Source organism: Hydromonas duriensis (genome assembly GCF_004363775.1).
Lineage (GTDB): Bacteria > Pseudomonadota > Gammaproteobacteria > Burkholderiales > Burkholderiaceae > Hydromonas > Hydromonas duriensis.
Genome location: NZ_SNZE01000002.1, coordinates 68,010 through 87,395, shown reverse-complemented (window position 1 = coordinate 87,395; position 19,386 = coordinate 68,010). Strand labels below are relative to the sequence as shown.

Annotated in this window: 17 protein-coding genes; 5 read left to right on the top strand and 12 right to left on the bottom strand. The window is 46.3% G+C overall.

Translation table 11 applies throughout. The features are described from left to right. Window positions 1–99: 99 nt before the first annotated feature. On the bottom strand, window positions 100–1,914 hold the full coding sequence (gene recQ / locus DFR44_RS01595; protein ID WP_133618965.1) for a DNA helicase RecQ: 1,815 nt from the start codon (window positions 1,912–1,914) through the stop codon (window positions 100–102). 242 nt (window positions 1,915–2,156) lie between these two features. On the opposite strand from recQ, the gene DFR44_RS01590 reads away from it, so the two are divergent. After that, complete coding sequence (locus DFR44_RS01590) at window positions 2,157–4,364, top strand: UvrD-helicase domain-containing protein (RefSeq protein ID WP_133618964.1); 2,208 nt, start codon at window positions 2,157–2,159, stop codon at window positions 4,362–4,364. 489 nt (window positions 4,365–4,853) lie between these two features. On the opposite strand, the gene DFR44_RS01585 is transcribed toward DFR44_RS01590, so the two are convergent. Next, window positions 4,854–5,693 carry a class I SAM-dependent methyltransferase gene (locus DFR44_RS01585; RefSeq protein WP_133618963.1) on the bottom strand — a complete coding sequence of 280 codons (840 nt, stop codon included), beginning with the start codon at window positions 5,691–5,693 and terminating at the stop codon, window positions 4,854–4,856. 72 nt (window positions 5,694–5,765) lie between these two features. Continuing rightward, window positions 5,766–6,137: a hypothetical protein gene (locus DFR44_RS01580; RefSeq protein WP_133618962.1), complete on the bottom strand. Its 372-nt coding sequence runs from the start codon at window positions 6,135–6,137 to the stop codon at window positions 5,766–5,768. Window positions 6,138–6,391: 254 nt separating this feature from the next. Between DFR44_RS01580 and DFR44_RS01575 the strand changes: the two genes are divergently transcribed. Continuing rightward, the gene (locus DFR44_RS01575; protein ID WP_133618961.1) at window positions 6,392–6,751 is read left to right on the top strand and encodes a septum formation initiator family protein; all 360 of its coding nucleotides are present in this window, start codon (window positions 6,392–6,394) and stop codon (window positions 6,749–6,751) included. Between the two features lie 17 nt (window positions 6,752–6,768). On the opposite strand, the gene glnE is transcribed toward DFR44_RS01575, so the two are convergent. The 3 genes from glnE to DFR44_RS01560 all read right to left on the bottom strand — a co-directional run bounded on the left by glnE (window position 6,769) and on the right by DFR44_RS01560 (window position 11,131). Beyond that, the gene (gene glnE, locus DFR44_RS01570; protein WP_133618960.1) at window positions 6,769–9,495 is read right to left on the bottom strand and encodes a bifunctional [glutamate--ammonia ligase]-adenylyl-L-tyrosine phosphorylase/[glutamate--ammonia-ligase] adenylyltransferase; all 2,727 of its coding nucleotides are present in this window, start codon (window positions 9,493–9,495) and stop codon (window positions 6,769–6,771) included. Between the two features lie 76 nt (window positions 9,496–9,571). Further along, window positions 9,572–10,549 carry an HpcH/HpaI aldolase/citrate lyase family protein gene (locus DFR44_RS01565; RefSeq protein WP_133618959.1) on the bottom strand — a complete coding sequence of 326 codons (978 nt, stop codon included), beginning with the start codon at window positions 10,547–10,549 and terminating at the stop codon, window positions 9,572–9,574. Between the two features lie 30 nt (window positions 10,550–10,579). Continuing rightward, complete coding sequence (locus DFR44_RS01560; RefSeq protein ID WP_133618958.1) at window positions 10,580–11,131, bottom strand: cysteine hydrolase family protein; 552 nt, start codon at window positions 11,129–11,131, stop codon at window positions 10,580–10,582. 192 nt (window positions 11,132–11,323) lie between these two features. Between DFR44_RS01560 and DFR44_RS01555 the strand changes: the two genes are divergently transcribed. After that, window positions 11,324–12,208: a CorC family transporter gene (locus tag DFR44_RS01555; protein ID WP_133618957.1), complete on the top strand. Its 885-nt coding sequence runs from the start codon at window positions 11,324–11,326 to the stop codon at window positions 12,206–12,208. A 158-nt stretch (window positions 12,209–12,366) separates the two neighbouring features. Here the strand turns inward: DFR44_RS01555 and nudB are convergent, their stop codons facing one another. Further along, on the bottom strand, window positions 12,367–12,837 hold the full coding sequence (gene nudB / locus DFR44_RS01550) for a dihydroneopterin triphosphate diphosphatase (RefSeq protein WP_133618956.1): 471 nt from the start codon (window positions 12,835–12,837) through the stop codon (window positions 12,367–12,369). A gap of 152 nt (window positions 12,838–12,989) precedes the next feature. Next, on the bottom strand, window positions 12,990–14,924 hold the full coding sequence (locus DFR44_RS01545; RefSeq protein ID WP_133618955.1) for a lytic transglycosylase domain-containing protein: 1,935 nt from the start codon (window positions 14,922–14,924) through the stop codon (window positions 12,990–12,992). A 31-nt stretch (window positions 14,925–14,955) separates the two neighbouring features. Here DFR44_RS01545 and DFR44_RS01540 point away from each other — a divergent pair, with 31 nt between their 5' ends. Both DFR44_RS01540 and phoR read left to right on the top strand, forming a co-directional pair. Further along, a complete protein-coding gene (locus DFR44_RS01540; protein WP_133618954.1) occupies window positions 14,956–15,570 on the top strand; it encodes a 5-formyltetrahydrofolate cyclo-ligase in 615 nt (204 codons plus the stop codon). A 14-nt stretch (window positions 15,571–15,584) separates the two neighbouring features. Further along, the gene (phoR, locus tag DFR44_RS01535; protein ID WP_133618953.1) at window positions 15,585–16,880 is read left to right on the top strand and encodes a phosphate regulon sensor histidine kinase PhoR; all 1,296 of its coding nucleotides are present in this window, start codon (window positions 15,585–15,587) and stop codon (window positions 16,878–16,880) included. Window positions 16,881–16,897: 17 nt separating this feature from the next. Here phoR and DFR44_RS01530 read toward each other — a convergent pair whose 3' ends face one another. The 4 genes from DFR44_RS01530 to DFR44_RS01515 form a co-directional block, all read right to left on the bottom strand. Continuing rightward, window positions 16,898–17,221 carry a hypothetical protein gene (locus DFR44_RS01530; protein WP_133618952.1) on the bottom strand — a complete coding sequence of 108 codons (324 nt, stop codon included), beginning with the start codon at window positions 17,219–17,221 and terminating at the stop codon, window positions 16,898–16,900. Then, window positions 17,205–17,771 carry a molybdenum cofactor guanylyltransferase gene (locus tag DFR44_RS01525; RefSeq protein WP_133618951.1) on the bottom strand — a complete coding sequence of 189 codons (567 nt, stop codon included), beginning with the start codon at window positions 17,769–17,771 and terminating at the stop codon, window positions 17,205–17,207. The genes DFR44_RS01530 and DFR44_RS01525 overlap by 17 nt, the downstream gene beginning before the upstream one ends. A 3-nt stretch (window positions 17,772–17,774) precedes the next feature. Continuing rightward, window positions 17,775–18,521: a sulfite exporter TauE/SafE family protein gene (locus tag DFR44_RS01520; RefSeq protein ID WP_133618950.1), complete on the bottom strand. Its 747-nt coding sequence runs from the start codon at window positions 18,519–18,521 to the stop codon at window positions 17,775–17,777. A 185-nt stretch (window positions 18,522–18,706) separates the two neighbouring features. Beyond that, complete coding sequence (locus DFR44_RS01515) at window positions 18,707–19,249, bottom strand: HD domain-containing protein (protein ID WP_133618949.1); 543 nt, start codon at window positions 19,247–19,249, stop codon at window positions 18,707–18,709. Between the last annotated feature and the right edge of the window lie 137 nt (window positions 19,250–19,386).

The following is a 19,386-nucleotide window of genomic DNA, read 5'->3' as shown; positions in this document are numbered from 1 at the left end:
CAATAATGTTGTTATGGTTTGTTAAAGCGAGGAGACAATCTCACTCGCTTTAAATTGGCGATGAATTTAATTGGTGGTGAATTTAATTGATGATGGGTTTTAATGAATAAATGGCGCAACCACTTCAAGAATCTCATTTCCATAATTATCTAGTTTTTTCTCACCCAAACCCGATAACCCACGCAATTCACTTAAGCGCGTGGGTTTTTCAATGGCAATGTCGCGTAAGGTCGCATCATGAAAAATAACGTATGCAGGCACATTATGTGCCTGTGCCGTTTTGAAGCGCCAACTGCGTAGGGCGGCAAAAATTGCTTTTTCTAGGTCGGATAAATTGGCATCTTGTATGTTGCCATACGGGCTGGATGAGCGTTTGGTTTTGAGCGGTTTTTGATACAGTCGCAGTTTGATGGTTCGCTCGCCTTTGAGGACTGGGCGAGCGAGCTCGGTCAGTAGTAACGCATTGTAATGTTCAAAATCAACAGTGAGTAAATTATGGGCAATGGCTTGGCGCACAACCGCTCGCCACTCGGCTTCGGAGATCTCTTTGCCAATGCCAAACGTGGATAGGTTGTCATGGCGAAATTGTTGCACGCGTTCACTGTCGATGCCGCGCAGTACGTCAATAACATGCCCAGTGGCAAATCGCTGTTTGACGCGATACACGGTCGATAATAATTTTTGCAATAACTGCGTGCCATCCATCGCTTTAGGTGGATGTAAACAAGTGTCGCAATTGCCACACGCTGAACTGGCTTGGTCAAAGTAGTTGAGTAAGTGTACACGGCGGCAATCGATGGTTTCGCATAAACCAATCATGGCATCGAGCTTGGTGAATTGAGTGTGTTTAAATTCGTCATTCGCTTCAGACTCAGCAATCATGCGACGTTGTTGAACCACATCTTGTAAACCGTATGCCATCCACGCATCGGCAGGTGCGCCATCTCGTCCCGCTCGCCCTGTCTCTTGGTAATAACCTTCGACGCTTTTGGGTAGGTCTAAATGAGCCACAAAACGCACATTCGGCTTGTCGATGCCCATGCCGAAGGCAATCGTTGCGGTCATCACCAGATTATCTTCACGCAAAAAACGAGCTTGGTTTGCTGCGCGCGTTTCGATATCCAAACCCGCGTGATACGGTAAGGCGTTAATGCCGTTTTTGTTTAAAAAATCAGCCGTTTCTTCTACTTTTTTACGCGATAAACAATAAACAATCCCCGCACTACCCGCATGTTCATTTTTAATAAAGTTTAATAGCTGCGCCCGCCCATTGTTCTTTTCAACGATGGTGTAGCGAATGTTAGGGCGGTCAAAAGAGGATACAAATTCCCGAGCCTCTTCCAACTGCAAACGCAGTGTAATTTCAGCGCGGGTTTGTGCATCGGCGGTCGCAGTCAGAGCGACTCGGGGTGTGCGAGGAAAAAGCTGATGTAATACAGATAGCTTAATGTATTCAGGGCGGAAATCATGCCCCCATTGTGAGACACAGTGTGCCTCATCAATCGCAAATAAACTGATGTCGAGTGATTGTAATAGGCTTAATGTCCGCGGCATTAAGAGGCGTTCGGGTGCGACATAAAGTAAATCGATTGTACCTGAATGCAAATCTTGCTCAATTGACCTGCTGGTTTCATAATCTTGTGTTGAGTTTAAAAAAGCCGCCCGCACGCCTAATTCGGTTAGGGCATCCACTTGGTCTTGCATCAGCGCAATTAATGGAGAAATCACCACGCCGACGCCTGAGCGCACCATAGCAGGGATTTGATAACACAGAGATTTACCTGCTCCCGTGGGCATTAATACCAATGCATCATGCCCTTCAATCAGATGTTGGACGATGTCGCCCTGATGGCCTCGAAATTGCGTATAACCAAAGGTGTTTTGTAGGACGGACAAAGCTTTTTCTTGGGGCATGGGTGCGCTATTCGGTAAAATTCGTAGATTAATTGAAAAGATACGGCATTATAAAGGTGTGGCACTGTAAAATGTCCGACATTGCCAACTGGTTGTGACGGGGGGCGGCATCAGCACGACATAATGTGTGTATCGTGTTTAGTGCTTATGGGTGCTCATGGGTGCTCGTTGATGTCATAACTGTGATGACTATCATATTACTGTTATCACTCAACCATTTTGAAATCAAAACATAAGGTCGCATGAATTCTCTCGAAAAACAAATGGCGTCACTCAATTCGGCGCAACTCCAAGCCGTGACTTTACCACCGCAGTCTGCTCTAATTCTCGCAGGGGCAGGCTCGGGTAAGACCAGTGTATTGACTACGCGCATGGCGTGGCTCATCAGTACAGGCCAGACGCGAACGCAGTCAATTTTAGCAGTGACGTTTACAAATAAAGCGGCAAAGGAAATGATGACGCGATTGTCGGCGTTGTTACCGATGAATACGCGTGGCATGTGGGTTGGTACGTTTCATGGATTGTGCAATCGATTTTTACGAGCGCATCATCGTGAAGCCAATTTACCTGCAACTTTTCAGATTTTAGACACACAAGACCAGTTATCCGCCATTAAGCGTTTGCTCAAAAGCATGCAGGTGGACACCGAAAAATTTCAACCGAAGCAAGTGCAAAACTTCATCAACGGTTCCAAAGAAGATGGCTTGCGCCCCGCCGATGTTGAGGCAAACGACTACTTTTACAAAAAATTGGTTGAAATTTATACGGCCTACGATGCGCAATGTCAGCGCGAAGGTGTGGTCGACTTTCCAGAACTATTGTTGCGGGCATACGAGGTGTTGAAAGCGAACGAAGCTTTGCGCATGCATTATCAGACGCGCTTCACTCATGTCTTGGTGGATGAGTTTCAGGATACCAATACCTTGCAATATGCGTGGCTCAAATTGATAGCCAGCCCGCAAACCGTCATGATGGCGGTCGGTGATGACGACCAGTCAATTTATGCGTTTCGAGGGGCAAAAGTGGAAAACATGCGCTTGTTTGAGCGCGAATTTGCTCAACACAATGTGATTAAACTCGAACAAAATTACCGCTCTTATGGTCATATTCTCAACGCTGCGAACGCATTGATTAGCCAAAACAACAATCGACTGGGTAAAAACCTATGGACGGATAGAGGAGAGGGCGAGCCGATTCGCATTTACGAAGCCACCAGCGACTATGCAGAAGCCGATTTTGTCATCGAAGAAATCAAGGCGCAAATTAATGAAGGGGCCGTTCGTCGAGACATCGCGGTGTTGTATCGGGCAAATGCGCAATCGCGGGTCATCGAGCATGCCCTATTTAATGCGGGCGTTCCATACCGTGTCTATGGTGGTTTGCGTTTCTTTGAGCGGGCTGAAATTAAACATGCGCTGGCTTATTTAAGGCTGATTGACAACCCGCACGACGATACGGCATTTATGCGCGTGGTGAATTTTCCAACTCGAGGGATTGGCGCGAGAACAATTGAGCAATTGCAGGACACGGCTAAAAGCCTCAACAGTTCTTTATGGGGGGCGGTGCAGCATGCGTCAGGTTCGGGTGCAGCCAAACTATTGGCTTTTGCACAAATGATAGACGGCCTGCGATTTGATACCCAGCACCTCCCTTTACCTGAACTGGTTGACCATGTCACCGCACACAGCGGTTTAATTGCTCATTACAAAGCAGATAGAGAAGGCGCGGATAGGTTGGAAAACTTAAGCGAACTCATCAATGCCGCGGCTGCATTTGTACAAGTTGAGGGGCACAAGGACAGTACGACAGCCAGTGAAACGGATGAGGATGACACCATGATGACGCCATTGGCTGGATTTCTTAGCCATGCTGCGCTTGAAGCAGGGGACAACCAAGCGCAAGCAGGGCAAGACGCGGTGCAGCTGATGACGGTGCATGCAGCAAAGGGTTTGGAGTTTAATACCGTCTTTATTTTAGGTTTAGAAGAGGGTTTGTTCCCGCATGAAAACAGCCTATCCGATGCCGATGGTGTACAAGAAGAACGCCGTTTAATGTATGTCGCCATCACTCGTGCCCGCGTGCGTCTGTACATGACCCTCGCGCAGCAACGCATGTTGCATGGCCAAACGCGCTACGGCATCAAATCGAGATTTCTCGACGAATTATCAGATGATGATGTGAAATGGCTCACGCCGCGTGTGCGCTATGATGCGTGGTCAAACACGGCGAAAGCAACTGAAGATACACCGTCATTTGGTACATTCAAAGAAAGTAAAAAAGACACCTTGGGCTATCGTGTGGGGCAATCGGTCTCGCATGCTAAATTTGGCGATGGCGTGATTGTTAAACTGGAAGGCAGTGGTGAAGATACACGGGCGTATATTAACTTTGGTGCTGGTTTTGGGATTAAGTGTTTGGCGTTGAATATTGCAAAATTGGAAACACATTAAACAGAGTCAAGTTAAACGAGTATAAAAAACACCCAATAAATCGAGTGAATGGATTTCAACACGATGTTTATTGGGATGTTTTTATTAAGTAGACGAAAATAGGCGTGTCGAAGGAATACGCCTATATGCTTGACTTAAGCGAGCAGTTAAACGATTATTTATTGCCTTTAGTGAGCAGTTTAACAATTCCAACGGTTGTTACAATTGCAAATACCAATAAAACGTAAACAACATAACGCATTTCGGCTGGCACGTAGTTCCACATGTCACTCATGATTTTTCTCCAATTGGCCTGAGTTGAATTTGAAAATTAACCTTACAAATTGTACGGTCATAATGATACGCCACAAAATAAAATAAAGCCACATAAAAAATAAGGTTATTTATTATGTGGCTTTATCGTTAAATGGATGACGTGTCTGTCTATTGAAAATATAAGATTTACAGACCAAAAAGTTTTAAGTTACGACTACGCAGCGTAGACGAAAATTAACAAAAAAATCGTTCACGTAACTCATCTAAACCGACCGATGTCAACATTTCATGTAACCGCTCACGCGTTCGAGGATTGGCTTTGCCTTTGCGACTGGCGATAATCAGTTCGTTTTTCATAGAATGCTCCCAGCCGACTAATTCAGTGACTGTAACGTGATAGCCATGCGCTTCCAGTTGTAAACAGCGCAGCACGTTCGTTAATTGGCTACCAAATTCTCGCGTATGCAAAGGGTGACGCCAAATTTCAGATAAAGGGTTTTTGAGTTGCGAAGATTTGTTTTTACGCAAAACAGAAGCGACTTCAGCTTGGCAGCAAGGCACAAGAACAATGTGTTGGGCGTTTTTTTTCAGGGCAAAATGAATGGCATCATCGGTGGCCGTGTTGCAGGCGTGCAGAGCGGTGACCACATCCACATGTTCTGGTAGTGCCTTTGATGTAATGGAATCAGCTACGGATAGATTCAAAAAATTCATACCCGAAAAACCTAAGTGTTGAGCCAAAGTGGTTGATTTTTGTACCAGCTCATCACGTGTTTCGATGCCGTAAATTTTTGATTCTTGCGACTTTTCTTTGAAAAATAAGTCATACAAAATAAATCCTAAATACGACTTTCCTGCGCCATGGTCAACCAAGCTAAAGTGTGGATTACGCGTCAAGCAGTCCGTTAATAACGGTTCTATGAATTGGAATAAATGATAGACCTGCTTTAGTTTCCTGCGGCTGTCTTGGTTCATTTTGCCATCTTTAGTCAGGATATGTAATTCTTTAAGCAGCTCGATGGACTGGTTTGGACGTACTTCATAAGCGAGAGACTTGTCTTTTTTTTTGTGCATGATGGTTTGGGCATGGGGGTTAAAAAAACCAGCATGATGCTGGTTTTAGAAAGCGTATTCGTATTCTACAGTTTAAGCCTTTGGCTCGCCATCTTCACCTTTGACTTTATTAATGATTTGACCCGCGGCATCTTTAGCTGAGTCAGCCAGCTCGGTTACGCCGGTTTTCGCTTTATCGATTAAACCGCTCACGCCACCCGCTTCGTTATAGGTTGATTTAGCCGATTCAGCGACTTCAGCTGCTGAGGTTTTAACCGTGTCAACCGCTTTCCCTGCAACTTCAGACAGCTCACTTCCGAGTTCGGTCATCTCTGTTTTTGCTTTGTCAACAATACCGCTCATGCCACCCGCTTCATTGTAGGCTTCTTGCACATCATCCACGGCTTCTTTGACGTTACCGACCGCTTTGTCAGTTAAATTTTTAATAGCGTCTAAAATACCCATGAGATACTCCTTGTTTAAATAAAACCGCAATAGAACTACTTTTAAGGAAAGTTTATCGAATGTTTGTTTTTTGTCGACGATTCAATTGTATCAGACTTTAAACGTTTGGTACCACGTTCAAAGTGATTCAAAGCCTATAACAAACAAAGGCTTGGGTATAAGCCTCGGTTGATTTTAGCAATAAAGTCCACGTCTGATGAAACGTTTTGCGGTATAGTGACGCTCATCATATAAACCGCTGAACATCAATTACTATGCGTCGTTTACCTCTTTTTTTATTACTTGTTTTGCTTACTTTACAATGGCCTTTGTGGAATGGTTATTGGAATTTGTATCGAACTCGTCAAGCGATTGATGCTCAACAAAAGGTCAATCAAGATTTGGTGTATCGTAATGCGGCGTTACAAGCGGATATTCGTGATTTGAAACAAGGTAACGATGCCGTACAAGAACGCGCGCGGTTACAACTTGGCATGGTTAAGGCGGATGAAGTGTTTGTGCAAATTATGGATCAGCCCTCTGTTTTAAATGCCACCCCGAGTGGGGCTTCAACTCAAGCGGGAGCCGCAGCCCCCGCACCCACAGGCGCAACCGTAACGCTAGTCAAACCTTAGTTTGTATCTATTTTTTGTCACGGCAATTCGCCACACACTTCTTTAAGTAGCTGTTTGACAGCATCTGATTCGTGTTGCACCGTGTCATGCAAAACGCGGGTGTCGCTGCTGTTTTGTAATCGAGCTGCGTGCTGGATGGCGCGATAATTACGATAGGCATCGGCGGCTTGCTGGGCTGTTTCGCTTTTGATTAAACCTGCTTTGCCAGCTCGATGCAACAGACCAATGTTGCCCTTGTTATCAAGCAACTCTGGGTGGTTTTGAGAGTGTAGCAAAACCAAAGCTTGTACGCAAAACTCAATATCGACCATGCCACCGACATCGTATTTCACATCGAATAACTCGGTTGGGTTCGGGTGTCCATCTTGAATTTTTTGTTTCATTTCAAGGATGTCGTGAATGACTTTGTCACGATGACGAGGCTGTTGCAAAATCGCTCGCCGTTCATTTTCGAACCATTGCCCAATCATTTCATCGCCTGCACAAAAGCGTGCGCGTGTGATGGCTTGATGCTCCCAAAACCAAGCGGATTCGGCTTGGTATTGTTTAAACATTTGAATGCTGCTGACCAGTAAACCGCTTGCGCCATTCGGTCTGAGGCGATAATCGGTTTCGAATAGGTTACCCGCGCCCGTTGGTGTGATGAGCCAATTATTCAGGCGTTGGGCAAAGCGGCTGTAAATTTCTGACGCATCCATGTGCGTGTCATCGTATAAAAAAACCAAGTCTAAATCCGACGCGTAGCCCATTTCTTTGCCACCTAATTTGCCATAAGCGATGATGGCAAATTTTGGTTCATCTTGATGTCGTTTAGGGAAAGCACGCCAGCAAAAATATAAGGCTTGTCGCAAGATAATATCGGTCAGCTCGGATAAATGGTCGGCCAATTCTTCAACGCTCCATAATCCGTCTAACTCTTGCGCGAGTAGGCGAAACACCTGTGCATGATGGGTTTCGCGCAAAATATCCATTTGTCGTTCGACATCGGGCTGGTTGGGGTTGTCGTTGATGTTTGCCCTTGTTAAGTCCTCATATAATTGATTGTTCACCTGAGACCAATCAGGCGGTGTGTGTAAAGCAGGGGTGAGCATTTCATCGAGCAAAATCGGGTGCGCCGTCAGGTAGTCGGCCGCCCAGCGTGATCGTGTGCACAGTTTGATAAGGTGGGCAAGAGCCTTTGGATACTCGGTCAATAGTGCCAAGTAGCTGCTTCGCTTGGCAATGGCATCCAAAAAATTAAACACCCGCATCGCGTATTCGTTTGGAATGGGCGATGTGTTCTGGGTGTCTAAAATAGCCAATGTACGCAATATCAATTGCTTATATCGCATTTGACTGCGTTCGGGGAGTTGTATGATGCGAGCGTCTGTGTCGAGACGGGCAAGCTGTTCTTGTAGGGCGTTGGGTTCTTGAAAGGGCGCAATCAGTGCAGCGTAATCATCATTTTGTGGCAAATGACTGTCTTGGGAATCATTTTTACCCGAATCAAACAGCGCGTTGAAATGACTTGAAACGATGCCTTGCCCTTGCGTTAAATAGGTTTTGAGGGCGTTAAAATCTGCGAAACGCATGGCGTGCGCCAGTTTGTTTTGAACCTCGATTTGGCTCGGCAACAGTTGAGTCTGAGCATCGTCAATGTATTGAATGTGGTGCTCAAGGTGGCGCAAAAAGACGTAGTACTCGGTGAGTTGTGCGGTTTTTTCTGTACTTAATAAACCCTGTTCATGCAAGTGTGGAAGTATGGTTAAAGTGTTTCGTTGTTGCAAAACAGGGTTGCGTGCGCCTTTGATGATTTGAAACAATTGCACGATGAACTCTATTTCGCGTATGCCACCTTCCCCCAGTTTAATGTCAATTGCATTATTTTTAGCGGCTGTTTTGGCATTGGCTTGTGTGCGGATTTTACGGTGTACATCGCGCAGTGCATCAATGGCATCGTAGTCCAAATAACGGCGAAAAACGAAAGGGGTAATTAAGTTTTGTAACTGTTGTGAATGCTCGTCTGGGTTTAGTAAACGGCTTTTGAGCCAAGCAAAACGTTCCCATGTGCGCGCATTGGAAATCAAATATTTTTCTAAACTGGCTAAACTCACGCACAATGCGCCACTGGCCCCGTTCGGGCGCAAACGCATGTCCACGCGAAATACAAAACCGTATTCACTGACATCATCCAGCAACTTAATGATGCGTTTACCCAAACGTTCAAAAAATTCACCATGAGACAACATCCTTATACGCGGATTGTTGCAGGTGTCTACGGTGTCGCCCTCATGCTCGAATATAAAAATTAAATCCATGTCGGAAGACACGTTTAACTCATGCCCCGCCAATTTACCCATTCCCATCACCCAAAGAGGCATTGGGCTGCCATCTTTGCGCAGGGGTTCGCCGTGAATCTCTCTTAATGCCGCGCGGCTGATATTCAGCGCATGGAGCGTACTGGCATCGGCCAATGCACTGATGGTTTGAGTCACAACATTTAGGTGTTTTTCATCCAGTGGGTGAGTTAAGTTGTACTCCATTAGCGTCACCATGATTAAAGTCCGTGTGCGGCGCAAAGCGATACCAGCAGCGACTTCGGGGTCATGGTGTGCGGGAGTATTGGTTTGAATCAAACGGGCAATGTCATCAATTGAGAGTGGCAATTCAGGCAACAATGCCATGACGTGCTCGGCAGAAAGACGACCATTCGCCAGTTGAGTGCGGGCGTAATTCGAGTAATTTTCGGCGAGTAAGGGATTCATAAGCGATTCATAGGTGAGCGTTGTTTTTGTATGAGCAATGTGTTGCGTACCCAATTGACATCAAAATGATGGAATATCAAAACCATTGAGCCACATTGCTTGGCATCTTTTGGCCCAAGGCATGAGCACGTTGAATAATCAACCAAAAGTACCTAAAGCTCGCACGGTCATGCAATTTACCTGCGTATGAAATAGGCCCCCAATTGGCAGCGGCTGCTTGACCCAATAAACCAGCGGCAAAATCAACCATATCCTCTTCTGGAGCAAATGCACGCAAAATCTCATCGATTTGGTTCGGGTGAATGCTCCACATGCGGCTGTAACCAAATTCATCGCGTGCGCGCCGCGCATCATTAAAAGCAGCATTCGCGGTAGCGTAGTCGGTCGTCACATTGTGTGAAGCCACCTTGCCATGCGCAGCGCAAGCCCGAGAAATGGCAAGTTTGCAATATGCAACTATTGGGTGCTCAAATTGTTTCGGGCTGCTCATCGCTTGCGCGGGAATCGTACCGTGATGCGCAGAAATAAAATCCATTAAGCCAAAAGAAAGGCTCTCAACCTCAGGTAACGCGGCGATGTGATACACATCATGCAATGCCGCATGCGTTTCGATGAGAATGTGAAGTGGGGGGAGTGCTATATCCGCATTGTGGTGAGCGATTTTAATTTGCGTCACAATGTCGCGCGTCTGGCTTAAATCGCCGACCTTAGGAATCATCCAATATGCAGGCGCTCGTTTCGCGGTTTTTAATACAATCTCCACATCAGCCCGCCAATGCTCATGCGAGGCATCGTGAATGCGCACGCCTAGGCGGTTAAACACATTATCTGACGAAGCCAATACCTCGCCCATTAAGCGTGCTTGTGCGGATTCTTGTCCCACACTCGCGCCATCTTCAAGGTCAAGTGCAATGTCAAAAGCACCGTTTAACTCAATTTGTTTGGCAATGGCTTTGCCTATAAATCGTTCATTGCCTGCATAATGGTCAACAGGTGAAAGCATCTTCGGAGCTGGGCTGTCTGAGAACAGTATCTGGGCGGGGTGAGTTGTCATTTGAGTATCAATGAAAAGAGAGAATAATGATTAAGGGGTCAAAAAATTGAGTGCTTCACGGGTCTTGATGATGGTTGCATATTCACCATCGAGATTTGCCAGCGACATGGCATGCACCTCATCGGCACTGCGCAGAATACCGTTGTAGTCTGTTTTATCAAACGTAAACGTACCATCGCCAACCACATGGCAGTTGAACCCTAAATTGCCCGCACTACGGGCAGTGGCTTCAACAGAATTATTGGTAACGACACCTGTAATGATTAAAGACTCAATGCCACGAACATGTAGCCATCGTTCCAAACCTGAATGAGCAAAAGCATCAGGAACATTTTTTTCAAATATCTGCTCGTGCGACAAAGGTAAAAAATCGTCTTGAAATTCAACGCCTTCTTGATTAGGCCAAAAAACAGAGTCGCTAAAGCGAGAGATATGGCGTGCATGCACGATAGGCGCTTGCGTAGCCCGCCATGCGAGTAAAAGAGAGTGTATATTGCTTTCAGCTTCGGGGTTGTTACGCTGTCCGAGCTTGGGGGAATGAATGCCTTTTTGCATATCAATAATAATCAGAGCAGGGTACATGTTTGACCTTGTGTTTGTTGCATTTATTGCATTGTTGTCGACACCGCAGTGATTATACTGCGGCTACGGTATTTTTAAACCGTTTGTTATCCCCCCTTGAGTTGAGCGGCATTTATGCGCTGGTATGGTTATGCTTGCGTAATTTTATAAATATGAGTATGCTAGCCGTTCGATTAACTCGATTTTATTCTCATGTCAGACGACCATCCTAAGCGTGGCAGCAAGCCAAAGTCATTTTTTCAACGTTTTTCAGCTCTATTCGACAGCGAACCAGAGACGCAAGAACAACTCCTAGAAATATTACATGGTGCGCGCGAAAGAGGTTTAATCGACGATGATGCATTGTCAATGATTGAAGGCGCGCTGCAAGTCGCCTCGCTCAAAGCGCGTGATTTGATGGTGCCGAGGGCGCAGATGGACGTGGTTGACATCGCCCAATCCCCCGAAGAATTTATCCCCTTTGTCATGGAAACCAATCACTCACGCTTCCCCGTCGTTGAAGAGGGGCGTGACCATGTGATTGGCATTTTGTTGGCTAAGGACTTGTTGCACTATTACACCGAAAAAGACTTTGACGTGCGCGACAACTTGCGCCCAGCCGTGTTTATTCCTGAATCCAAGCCGTTGAATGTGTTGTTGCGTGAGTTTCGTGAAAGCCGCAACCACATGGCCATTGTTGTCGATGAATATGGCGGTGTCTCTGGACTGATTACCATCGAAGACGTGCTCGAGCAAATCGTTGGTGATATCGAAGATGAACATGATTATGATGAAGACGAAGACAACATCATCGCTGACCGTGGTGGACGTTTCCGTGTGCGCGCCTTGACCGAAATTGAACAATTCAATGAGTTTTTTAATGTGGCGTTGTCTGATGAAGATGCCGATACGATAGGCGGTTTGGTGACTTCTACGTTGTCCCGTATGCCTCGACGTGGCGATAAAATTGTATTGGACTCGTTTGAGTTCGAGGTGTTGCGAGCCGATGCGCGTCAGGTACATGTTTTGATGGTGCGCCCGTTGACGAAAGAAGAGTTGGAGTTGTTACAGGCGAAAGAGGATAAAGAAGACAATTAAATACTTGATTTTTAAGTTCATTATTTAAAAATGCTTTTTTAACTCCTCATCTTTGATTCAGTTTTACTAAAATTTAAGGCGGCTTTTTTAAGTCGCCTTAAATTTTTAGTTTTCGTTGATGTCGTTTTGTAAGTTTTGGCAATGTCAAATAAAGCCCATCATTGATTTCGTTCAGGCAGGCTGCGAATCGCATTGGCATTGTTCCAAGAAAAGCACAACGTAGCCGCCTCCTCAAAAGGCAACCATTTATATTCGGTGTGTTCTTGAGGTTCGAGTTGTATATGAAGTCGAGTTGAGGGCACACGCAGCCCAAACCAGTGTTCTACATTCTCCACTACACCTTCAGCATAGCGATGTCGCCATTCGGGAAAAATTTCGTAAACCGATTGATGTTGCCAATCTTGCAACTCAAAATCATCTGCGCGTAAGCCCGTTTCTTCAAACAACTCACGCACTGCTGCATCTCGTGGCTTCTCGTCCAAAAAGTCTAAACTGCCCGTGATACATTGCCAAAAATTCTTTTCAAAATCGCCCGTTTGGCTCTTGGGCGTGCGTTTCATCATCAAGACTTGTAAATCGGGCGTGTATACAACCACTAAAACAGAGATGGGGATTTTTTTTATTAACATATTGTTTGAAAACTATTTTGACGGGTGATTGTATCATCTTAAAATGTATAGCGAATCTATAGCAACTGAGCAATAAACACTAGAACACTCGGTGCGTGTAAAAAAGCCTGCAACATCGCAGGCTTTTTATTTTAAACCGCATTGGGTAGGTTTTATGGATAAACCGTTCCCATCAGATTGGTGAGAGACGGTGCTGAACCGTCAATCAGCAAGTGGTAGTAAATCGTGTTTGCCATGACATTTTTCACGTAATTTCGCGTTTCGCTGAATGGGATGGTTTCGGCGAAGACGGCACCATCAACGCTACCCGTGAGTGAGCGACGCCATTGCGCTGGGCGGCCAGGGCCTGCGTTGTAACCAGCGGATGCCATGGGTAATGAGCCGTTGAATTGGTCTCGAATTTGTCCTAAATAAGCAGTGCCGAGCTGGATGTTTGTGTCGGTGTTGTACAGTTGGTCGAGGGTGAAGCCTGTTAAACCAATTCGGCGGGCGACGGCACGCGCTGTTTCAGGGATGATTTGCATTAAGCCGTTGGCATTCGCGCCTGAGCGTGCGGAGACGACAAAACGTGATTCTTGGCGGGTGATGCCGTATGCCCATGCGGGCGTGATGCCTGCTTCGGCAGCACGGTTTTGCATGATGCTTAAAAATGGGGTGGGGTAGCGTTGCTTGAAGTTAAATTCTGTTTTGCTGCGTTCCGAGGTGTTAATCATCCGATCCAGCATGCCGAGCTTGTGTGCATGTTCAGCGGAGGCGAGCAGTTGACGGTCGTTCATTGCGCGCAGTGGGAAGTTCCATTCGCGGTTGTATTCGAGCGTCATGTTCATTGATTGGAACTTACGGGCGCGTTCAAAACTTTTGATTTTAGATATTTCGCGCATTTCGTCTGACGTAGGGGCCGCGGCCATTGGTGGGAGGGCGACGCGTTTTCCCAAGGCTTCGGTGGCTAAAATGCCGTAGAAGTCAAATGATTTGGCGGCATTGGCGTATGCTTCGCTGGCTTGTGCTTTTTTGCCTTGTGCGGCGTAGGCTCGGCCTCGCCAGTATTGCCAAATGGCGGTGTTTTTCTCTGCATCGCTCATTTTATCAATTGCAGAGGCCACTAAGTTCCAGTCGTTGACGCGCATGCCTGCGCGTGCTTGCCAGCCGAGTACGTCATCTGGTAGTTTTAAATTGCTGTATTGTTGGTAGGCGTTGTTGTAAAAACTGGATGCGCTTGAGTCTGCTCGGCGAGCCGCGCTGTAGCCATAATACGCATTAGCGAGTGCCCCTTGTTGTGGCGTCAAGCCGCTGGCCGTTGCGCTAACTGTGCTGGCTAGACTTCCTGTGCTGTCGTTGTTGGCTTGTGTGATCAGGCTGGCCATGCGCGATGCGCCACTTGAATTTCTACTTTTGCTGGCGAGGGCTTGCCCTTGTGTGCCACTGCCATATGCGCTCAGTGCGGCAAAATAGTTAATGTCTTCTTCTGACATACCGCCAGTGCGAGCAAGGTTGTTGAGCAGCTGTTGGCAGGCTTTTGTGTTGGCAAATTTGCTTTCTGTCAATAAGAGGCGGGTGGATTCGATGACGTTTTTACCTTCGGCGGCTTCAGCCATTTGTTCATAACATTTTAATTGCATGTCGTCTTTGAGTACAAATTGAGCGTATTGCGTGCGAAATGCACTCCAGTCTTGACGTGCTGCGAGCACCAACGCATAATCGTTGCGCATGCGGTCGCCAATGGCATCTGTGGCGTAAGTGTTGATAAACTGTTTAATCTCGTCATCGGGAGCGTTGACGTTTGGCGTGCCGTCTGTGTTGTACAATTGGGGCTTGAGGCGGTAGTAATTGACGTAGCTTTGGATGGGGTAGTCTGACAGTTGATCCGCCAATTGCGCTGCGCGTGTTGGGTTGTTGGCGCGAGCTGCTTCGCGTAATTGAGCAAAAACACTGTCTAAGGGGTGACTGCCAATTGAACCTGCACTCAAGACGGGAGCGCCTGTATAGGTGTTTTGAGCAAAAATAGTGGTGCTGGTCAAAATGCCTGATACGGCTAAGGCGACACCTGCGGCACGGAGGGCTGGGATTTTTTGGCTGAGTGCGGACATGTTTTTCCTACAAAAGAATGGTTAGTTCACAATGGTGATACACAAGAACGGTATTGTAACGGCAAATGCGGACCGAGGGGCGTTGCGCTCTCAATTATTGAGTGCGCGGATGTCGTTGCCACAGGCGGAAAAGGGGCTTTTGGATGCTCGGTTGTGTGCATTATTATCAACGCATTTAAAAACAGTATACGGCGGGTTTCTCGAGTCTTCGGATTCAATGGGTGCAAAAACCATTGCGTTGTATTGGCCGATTAGAGGTGAACCTGACTTGATGCCGTTGGCGCATGATTTATTAGATGCGGGTTGGCAGGTTCTGTTACCCGTGGTGCTTGAAAAGCATGCACCTTTGCGTTTTGCTGCTTATTCAAGTCAAATGAATTTAAATGTTGGGGCGTATGGCATTTTAGAGCCTGATGAGCGTGATATTGTTGATTGCATTCCTCATGTGGTGGTGATTCCTTGTGTCGGATTCAATGCGGCAAATTATCGGCTGGGTTATGGCGGTGGTTATTATGACCGCACTTTGGCGTCGTGGCGACATGCGGTGGCAGATGTGCATACCGTTGGCGTTGCTTATGCTGCAGGGTGTGTGGATTTTGCTGCGAGCGAGTTTGACATTCCGATGGATGTGATTTTGGCTGTTTGATTGATGGGTTTTTTATGAAACAAGTGTCTTTTTTACGAGCAGCGGCTTTACCCTCATTGATTTGGCTGGTGATTGTGGCGGTTTTGAGCTGGTTTGTGCCTGTTTGGGTGGGTTTGGCTTTGGTGATTGCTTTTTTGGTGTGGCAATTGTCCAATCATTATCGAGAGTTGCATCATTTTGCACTATGGTTGACGCACCCAACCAGTAAAAATGTGCCTTCTGGCCACGGCGTGTGGACGGATATTTTTGCTAAGTTATACGCCATGCGGCGAATGGATGAAAAGCACGAGGCGCAGCTGGCGGAATGGCTGGAGCGTTTTCAAAATACCATGAGGCATTTGCCCGATGGTGTGGTTTTGATGGATAAATCGTCGCATCTGGAGTGGTGTAACCCTGTGGCGGAACAGCATTTTGAGTTCAGTTTGGCGCGTGACCGTGGACATCGGATGCTCAATTTAGTGAGAGAGCCTAAACTCATTGAGTACATCCGTGCGGCGCAATATGATGCGCCCATGAAAATGAGTTACCTCAGTCGGCAGTTGGAAGTGACTTTGATTGAGTTTGAGGAAGAAAGTGTGATTTTAGTCAGTCGAGACATTACAGAAACCGAACGGGTTGATGCGATGCGCCGTGATTTTATTGCCAATGCTTCACATGAGTTGCGCACGCCATTAACGGTTATTTCTGGTTTTTTAGAATATGCGCAAGACCCAGACGCTATGGCAAATACGCCTGTAGAGGAGCAGCAAAGACAAATGAAGTTGATGCATCGTCAGGCGGAACACATGACGATTTTGGTGAGCGATATGTTGATGCTTTCGCGGCTGGAAAGTGAGATGCGTGTTGAAGACGTTGATATTGATATGCCGCGTCTGCTTGAACAGCAGTTGATTGCCGCTCAAGCATTGTCCAATGGGCAGCACGAGTTTATGGCCGATGTGGTGCAAGTGAAGTTGCGTGGCAGTCATCAAGAAATTGACAGCGTAATTACCAATTTGTTGTCAAATGCCGTTCGTTATACGCCAGCAGGTGGCGTGATTTCTTTAAAGTGGTCTGTCACGCAAGAAGGGGCTGTTTTAAGCGTTAGCGATACGGGCGTTGGAATTGCCCCCGAGCATTTGCCCCGATTGACCGAACGTTTTTATCGTGTGAATAAAGATCAATCTCGAGCGAGCAAAGGAACAGGTTTAGGCTTAGCGATTGTCAAGCACGTATTAATTCGCCACCAAGCTGAATTGAAAATTCATTCCAATGTGGGCGAAGGCTCGACTTTTATTGTGCAGTTTCCGAAAGAGCGGTTATTAAAATAATGAGTTTTTAGAATGAATTAAACTTGGCTCTTAAAATCAATTTCGACCACTAATTCTGTTGTATGGTTGGGCACAAAATCTCGCAAGGGTTGCTGCGGTTGGGCGATGAGTTCTGCTAAACCTTGTGGGCTGAGGTTTAAGTGGATGCGTGTTGCCGTGTTGGTTTGGTTGTGCTCGAGCTGTAAGACCTGATGATGTGCCAATGCGAGCACGCTCATTGAAAATTGCATGGGCAACGGCAAGTCAATGTCGCAATTCAAAGGCACACCCTCACGGAGCAGGTTCAGCTCAGCGTGTGAAATGCGCCAGCACATTTTGTTGTTGTCAATTCTGATTTTCATGATGCAGTCTTTTTAACTCCTCAATGGCGTTCACGTTGGTGAGCGAGTGTTCAATCGCTATCGTGCAAGGCACTTGTACATGATGAAGTGCCTTTGCGAGTTGACGCATCGACATGTTTTGTACGTGGGGCAGGGCTTGTAAATGCGCACTGATTTTCGGGGTGACCTTGATTGCCAAAGGCAAAGGGTGATGTGTAAAATTCGCCAAATCAACGTTTGCCGATGCTTGCACCAGAATTTTTAAAGTGTTGGCAGATAAAAAAGGCAAATCAACAGGGATAAAAACAATGAGCGTTGTGTTGGGGCAGCGCGTGCAGATGTGTGCATACGCATCCACCAATGCTGCGGCTGGCCCGGCATGTATTTGACGGTCAGGAATGCCATTTTCATCATTGCGCCCGCTGATGAAAATAGCCTCACAGTTGATTTGTCGCAAAGTATCCTTGCTAAATTCTAGCCACGTTCGTCCATCCTCCCGTTGTAAATGGGCTTTGTCTCGCCCCATTCGAGAAGAACGCCCGCCTGCAAGTACAACACCGATCATCGTCATGGGTTAGCCCAAAATAAGTTTAGAAGCAGAAAAAAGCATGACGCCGCTTAAAACGCGCAATAAAACTTTTGCCGATAACACGTGAGTGCCCAAGCGCGCGCCGATAAATCCGCCCACCAATACCACCGCCATCAAAACAGAAATGCCATCGGGTAAATAATGGGCTGAGAGGACATTGCCGCTCAAACCTGAAATTGAGTTGAATAATATAAATGGGGCTGAAATGGCGGCCGTTGTCCGCACGCCCGCCAAACCAAATAAAATTAAAATGGGACTGAGAAAAATTCCGCCGCCCGTTCCCGTGATGCCAGAAAGCAGCCCGATGATGCCGCCAATACATAAGGCTAACACGGGATGAATGTGTGCACGTTGTTCGACATTGGGCGTGTGTTCGCGCGTGCGCAAAAATAACAAGATTGACGACAACACCATGACAATTGCCAGCCAGTTTAAATAGGTTTTGTCACTCAACTTCATTGAGCCACCCAGTGCCGCCATAGGAATTGAAGACAAAATAAAAGGCCACAATGCACGCCAATCCATTCGGCCATGACGCCACAAATGGAGGCACACTAAGCTCGAGACCGCAATATTTAAGCTCAGAGCCGTCGGGCGCATGACGGCTGGAGCCACGCCAGCCAATATCATCACTGACAGGTAGCCTGAAGCACCCGCGTGGCCGACACTGGAGTAGACTAAGGCGATGACAAAGAAGGCACAAGCGAGAAGAATTAGAAGCTCAAAGCTCATAAATGACCTATACAACAGTGAATCAAATAAGTCACAGCGTACAGTAAACTGAATGAAATGTAACCTCTACTTTAGAGTAATAATCATAATGGCCATTGGGTTTAGTGTATTTAATTTTGGGCCGTTATCAAGAAAGGGCACGTGATGTGCCCTTGATGCGATGCATGAGTTCGATACCCGAACGCTCACCACTTCATCATGGGTGCAGGGTTAAATGGCTCTTTTTTGATTTGTTGCCATGTTAACTGCATGAGACGTTTATGAAATCCCGCATTGGGTAGAGCCGCTTTAACTTGTTTGATAAAGCTTTTGGGTACGCCATGTTTGACCATGCCAAGTGAAAAGTCAACCAAGTCAGCTCGGCGAAAAATCTCGACGAGTGGAAAAGTTTCGTTTTTAACGGCCGTGAATTTATGATGTTCGTCAATGATGAGACATATTTCCTCAACCCAGTGCGACAAGCCATTTTTTTCTAGATACAAACGCGCTTGAATGAGCGAGGGCGGTAAGTAATCAACGGTGCCGTCGCTCCAAATGCCAATGTCATGAAAAGCCGCTGCAATGAGCATCTTTTTTTGTTCTTCTTCAGTGGCTGGGTGTAAATAAAAACAAAAATTTAGCATGCGGTAGACATGATTTTTATAGCCTTCAAAATCGTTGCCGATGCGTTCTTTCCATAAATCTAAAATATCTTCAAGCAAGGGGATGTGTGTAATGACGTTGGGCATGATGGTCCTTTTAAATAATGTATTTTAATTTTAAAGATATTGATATATCAGGGCAATTGATAATTGTATTCTTTTTGTGTTATTTATTTACAATATGAAAAAGCTGAGATTGCTCTCAGCTTTTTTGCGTTAGCGAT

Coding starts and splice junctions, on each gene's coding strand:
- DFR44_RS01540 (WP_133618954.1), top strand. CDS start 14,956: ATGGTGATACACAAGAACGGTATTGTAACGGCAAATGCGGACCGAGGG.
- DFR44_RS01515 (WP_133618949.1), bottom strand. CDS start 19,249: ATGCCCAACGTCATTACACACATCCCCTTGCTTGAAGATATTTTAGAT.
- DFR44_RS01590 (WP_133618964.1), top strand. CDS start 2,157: ATGAATTCTCTCGAAAAACAAATGGCGTCACTCAATTCGGCGCAACTC.
- DFR44_RS01555 (WP_133618957.1), top strand. CDS start 11,324: ATGTCAGACGACCATCCTAAGCGTGGCAGCAAGCCAAAGTCATTTTTT.
- DFR44_RS01520 (WP_133618950.1), bottom strand. CDS start 18,521: ATGAGCTTTGAGCTTCTAATTCTTCTCGCTTGTGCCTTCTTTGTCATC.
- DFR44_RS01560 (WP_133618958.1), bottom strand. CDS start 11,131: ATGTACCCTGCTCTGATTATTATTGATATGCAAAAAGGCATTCATTCC.
- glnE (WP_133618960.1), bottom strand. CDS start 9,495: ATGAATCCCTTACTCGCCGAAAATTACTCGAATTACGCCCGCACTCAA.
- nudB (WP_133618956.1), bottom strand. CDS start 12,837: ATGTTAATAAAAAAAATCCCCATCTCTGTTTTAGTGGTTGTATACACG.
- DFR44_RS01545 (WP_133618955.1), bottom strand. CDS start 14,924: ATGTCCGCACTCAGCCAAAAAATCCCAGCCCTCCGTGCCGCAGGTGTC.
- DFR44_RS01565 (WP_133618959.1), bottom strand. CDS start 10,549: ATGACAACTCACCCCGCCCAGATACTGTTCTCAGACAGCCCAGCTCCG.
- recQ (WP_133618965.1), bottom strand. CDS start 1,914: ATGCCCCAAGAAAAAGCTTTGTCCGTCCTACAAAACACCTTTGGTTAT.
- DFR44_RS01525 (WP_133618951.1), bottom strand. CDS start 17,771: ATGACGATGATCGGTGTTGTACTTGCAGGCGGGCGTTCTTCTCGAATG.
- DFR44_RS01530 (WP_133618952.1), bottom strand. CDS start 17,221: ATGAAAATCAGAATTGACAACAACAAAATGTGCTGGCGCATTTCACAC.
- DFR44_RS01585 (WP_133618963.1), bottom strand. CDS start 5,693: ATGCACAAAAAAAAAGACAAGTCTCTCGCTTATGAAGTACGTCCAAAC.
- DFR44_RS01580 (WP_133618962.1), bottom strand. CDS start 6,137: ATGGGTATTTTAGACGCTATTAAAAATTTAACTGACAAAGCGGTCGGT.
- phoR (WP_133618953.1), top strand. CDS start 15,585: ATGAAACAAGTGTCTTTTTTACGAGCAGCGGCTTTACCCTCATTGATT.
- DFR44_RS01575 (WP_133618961.1), top strand. CDS start 6,392: ATGCGTCGTTTACCTCTTTTTTTATTACTTGTTTTGCTTACTTTACAA.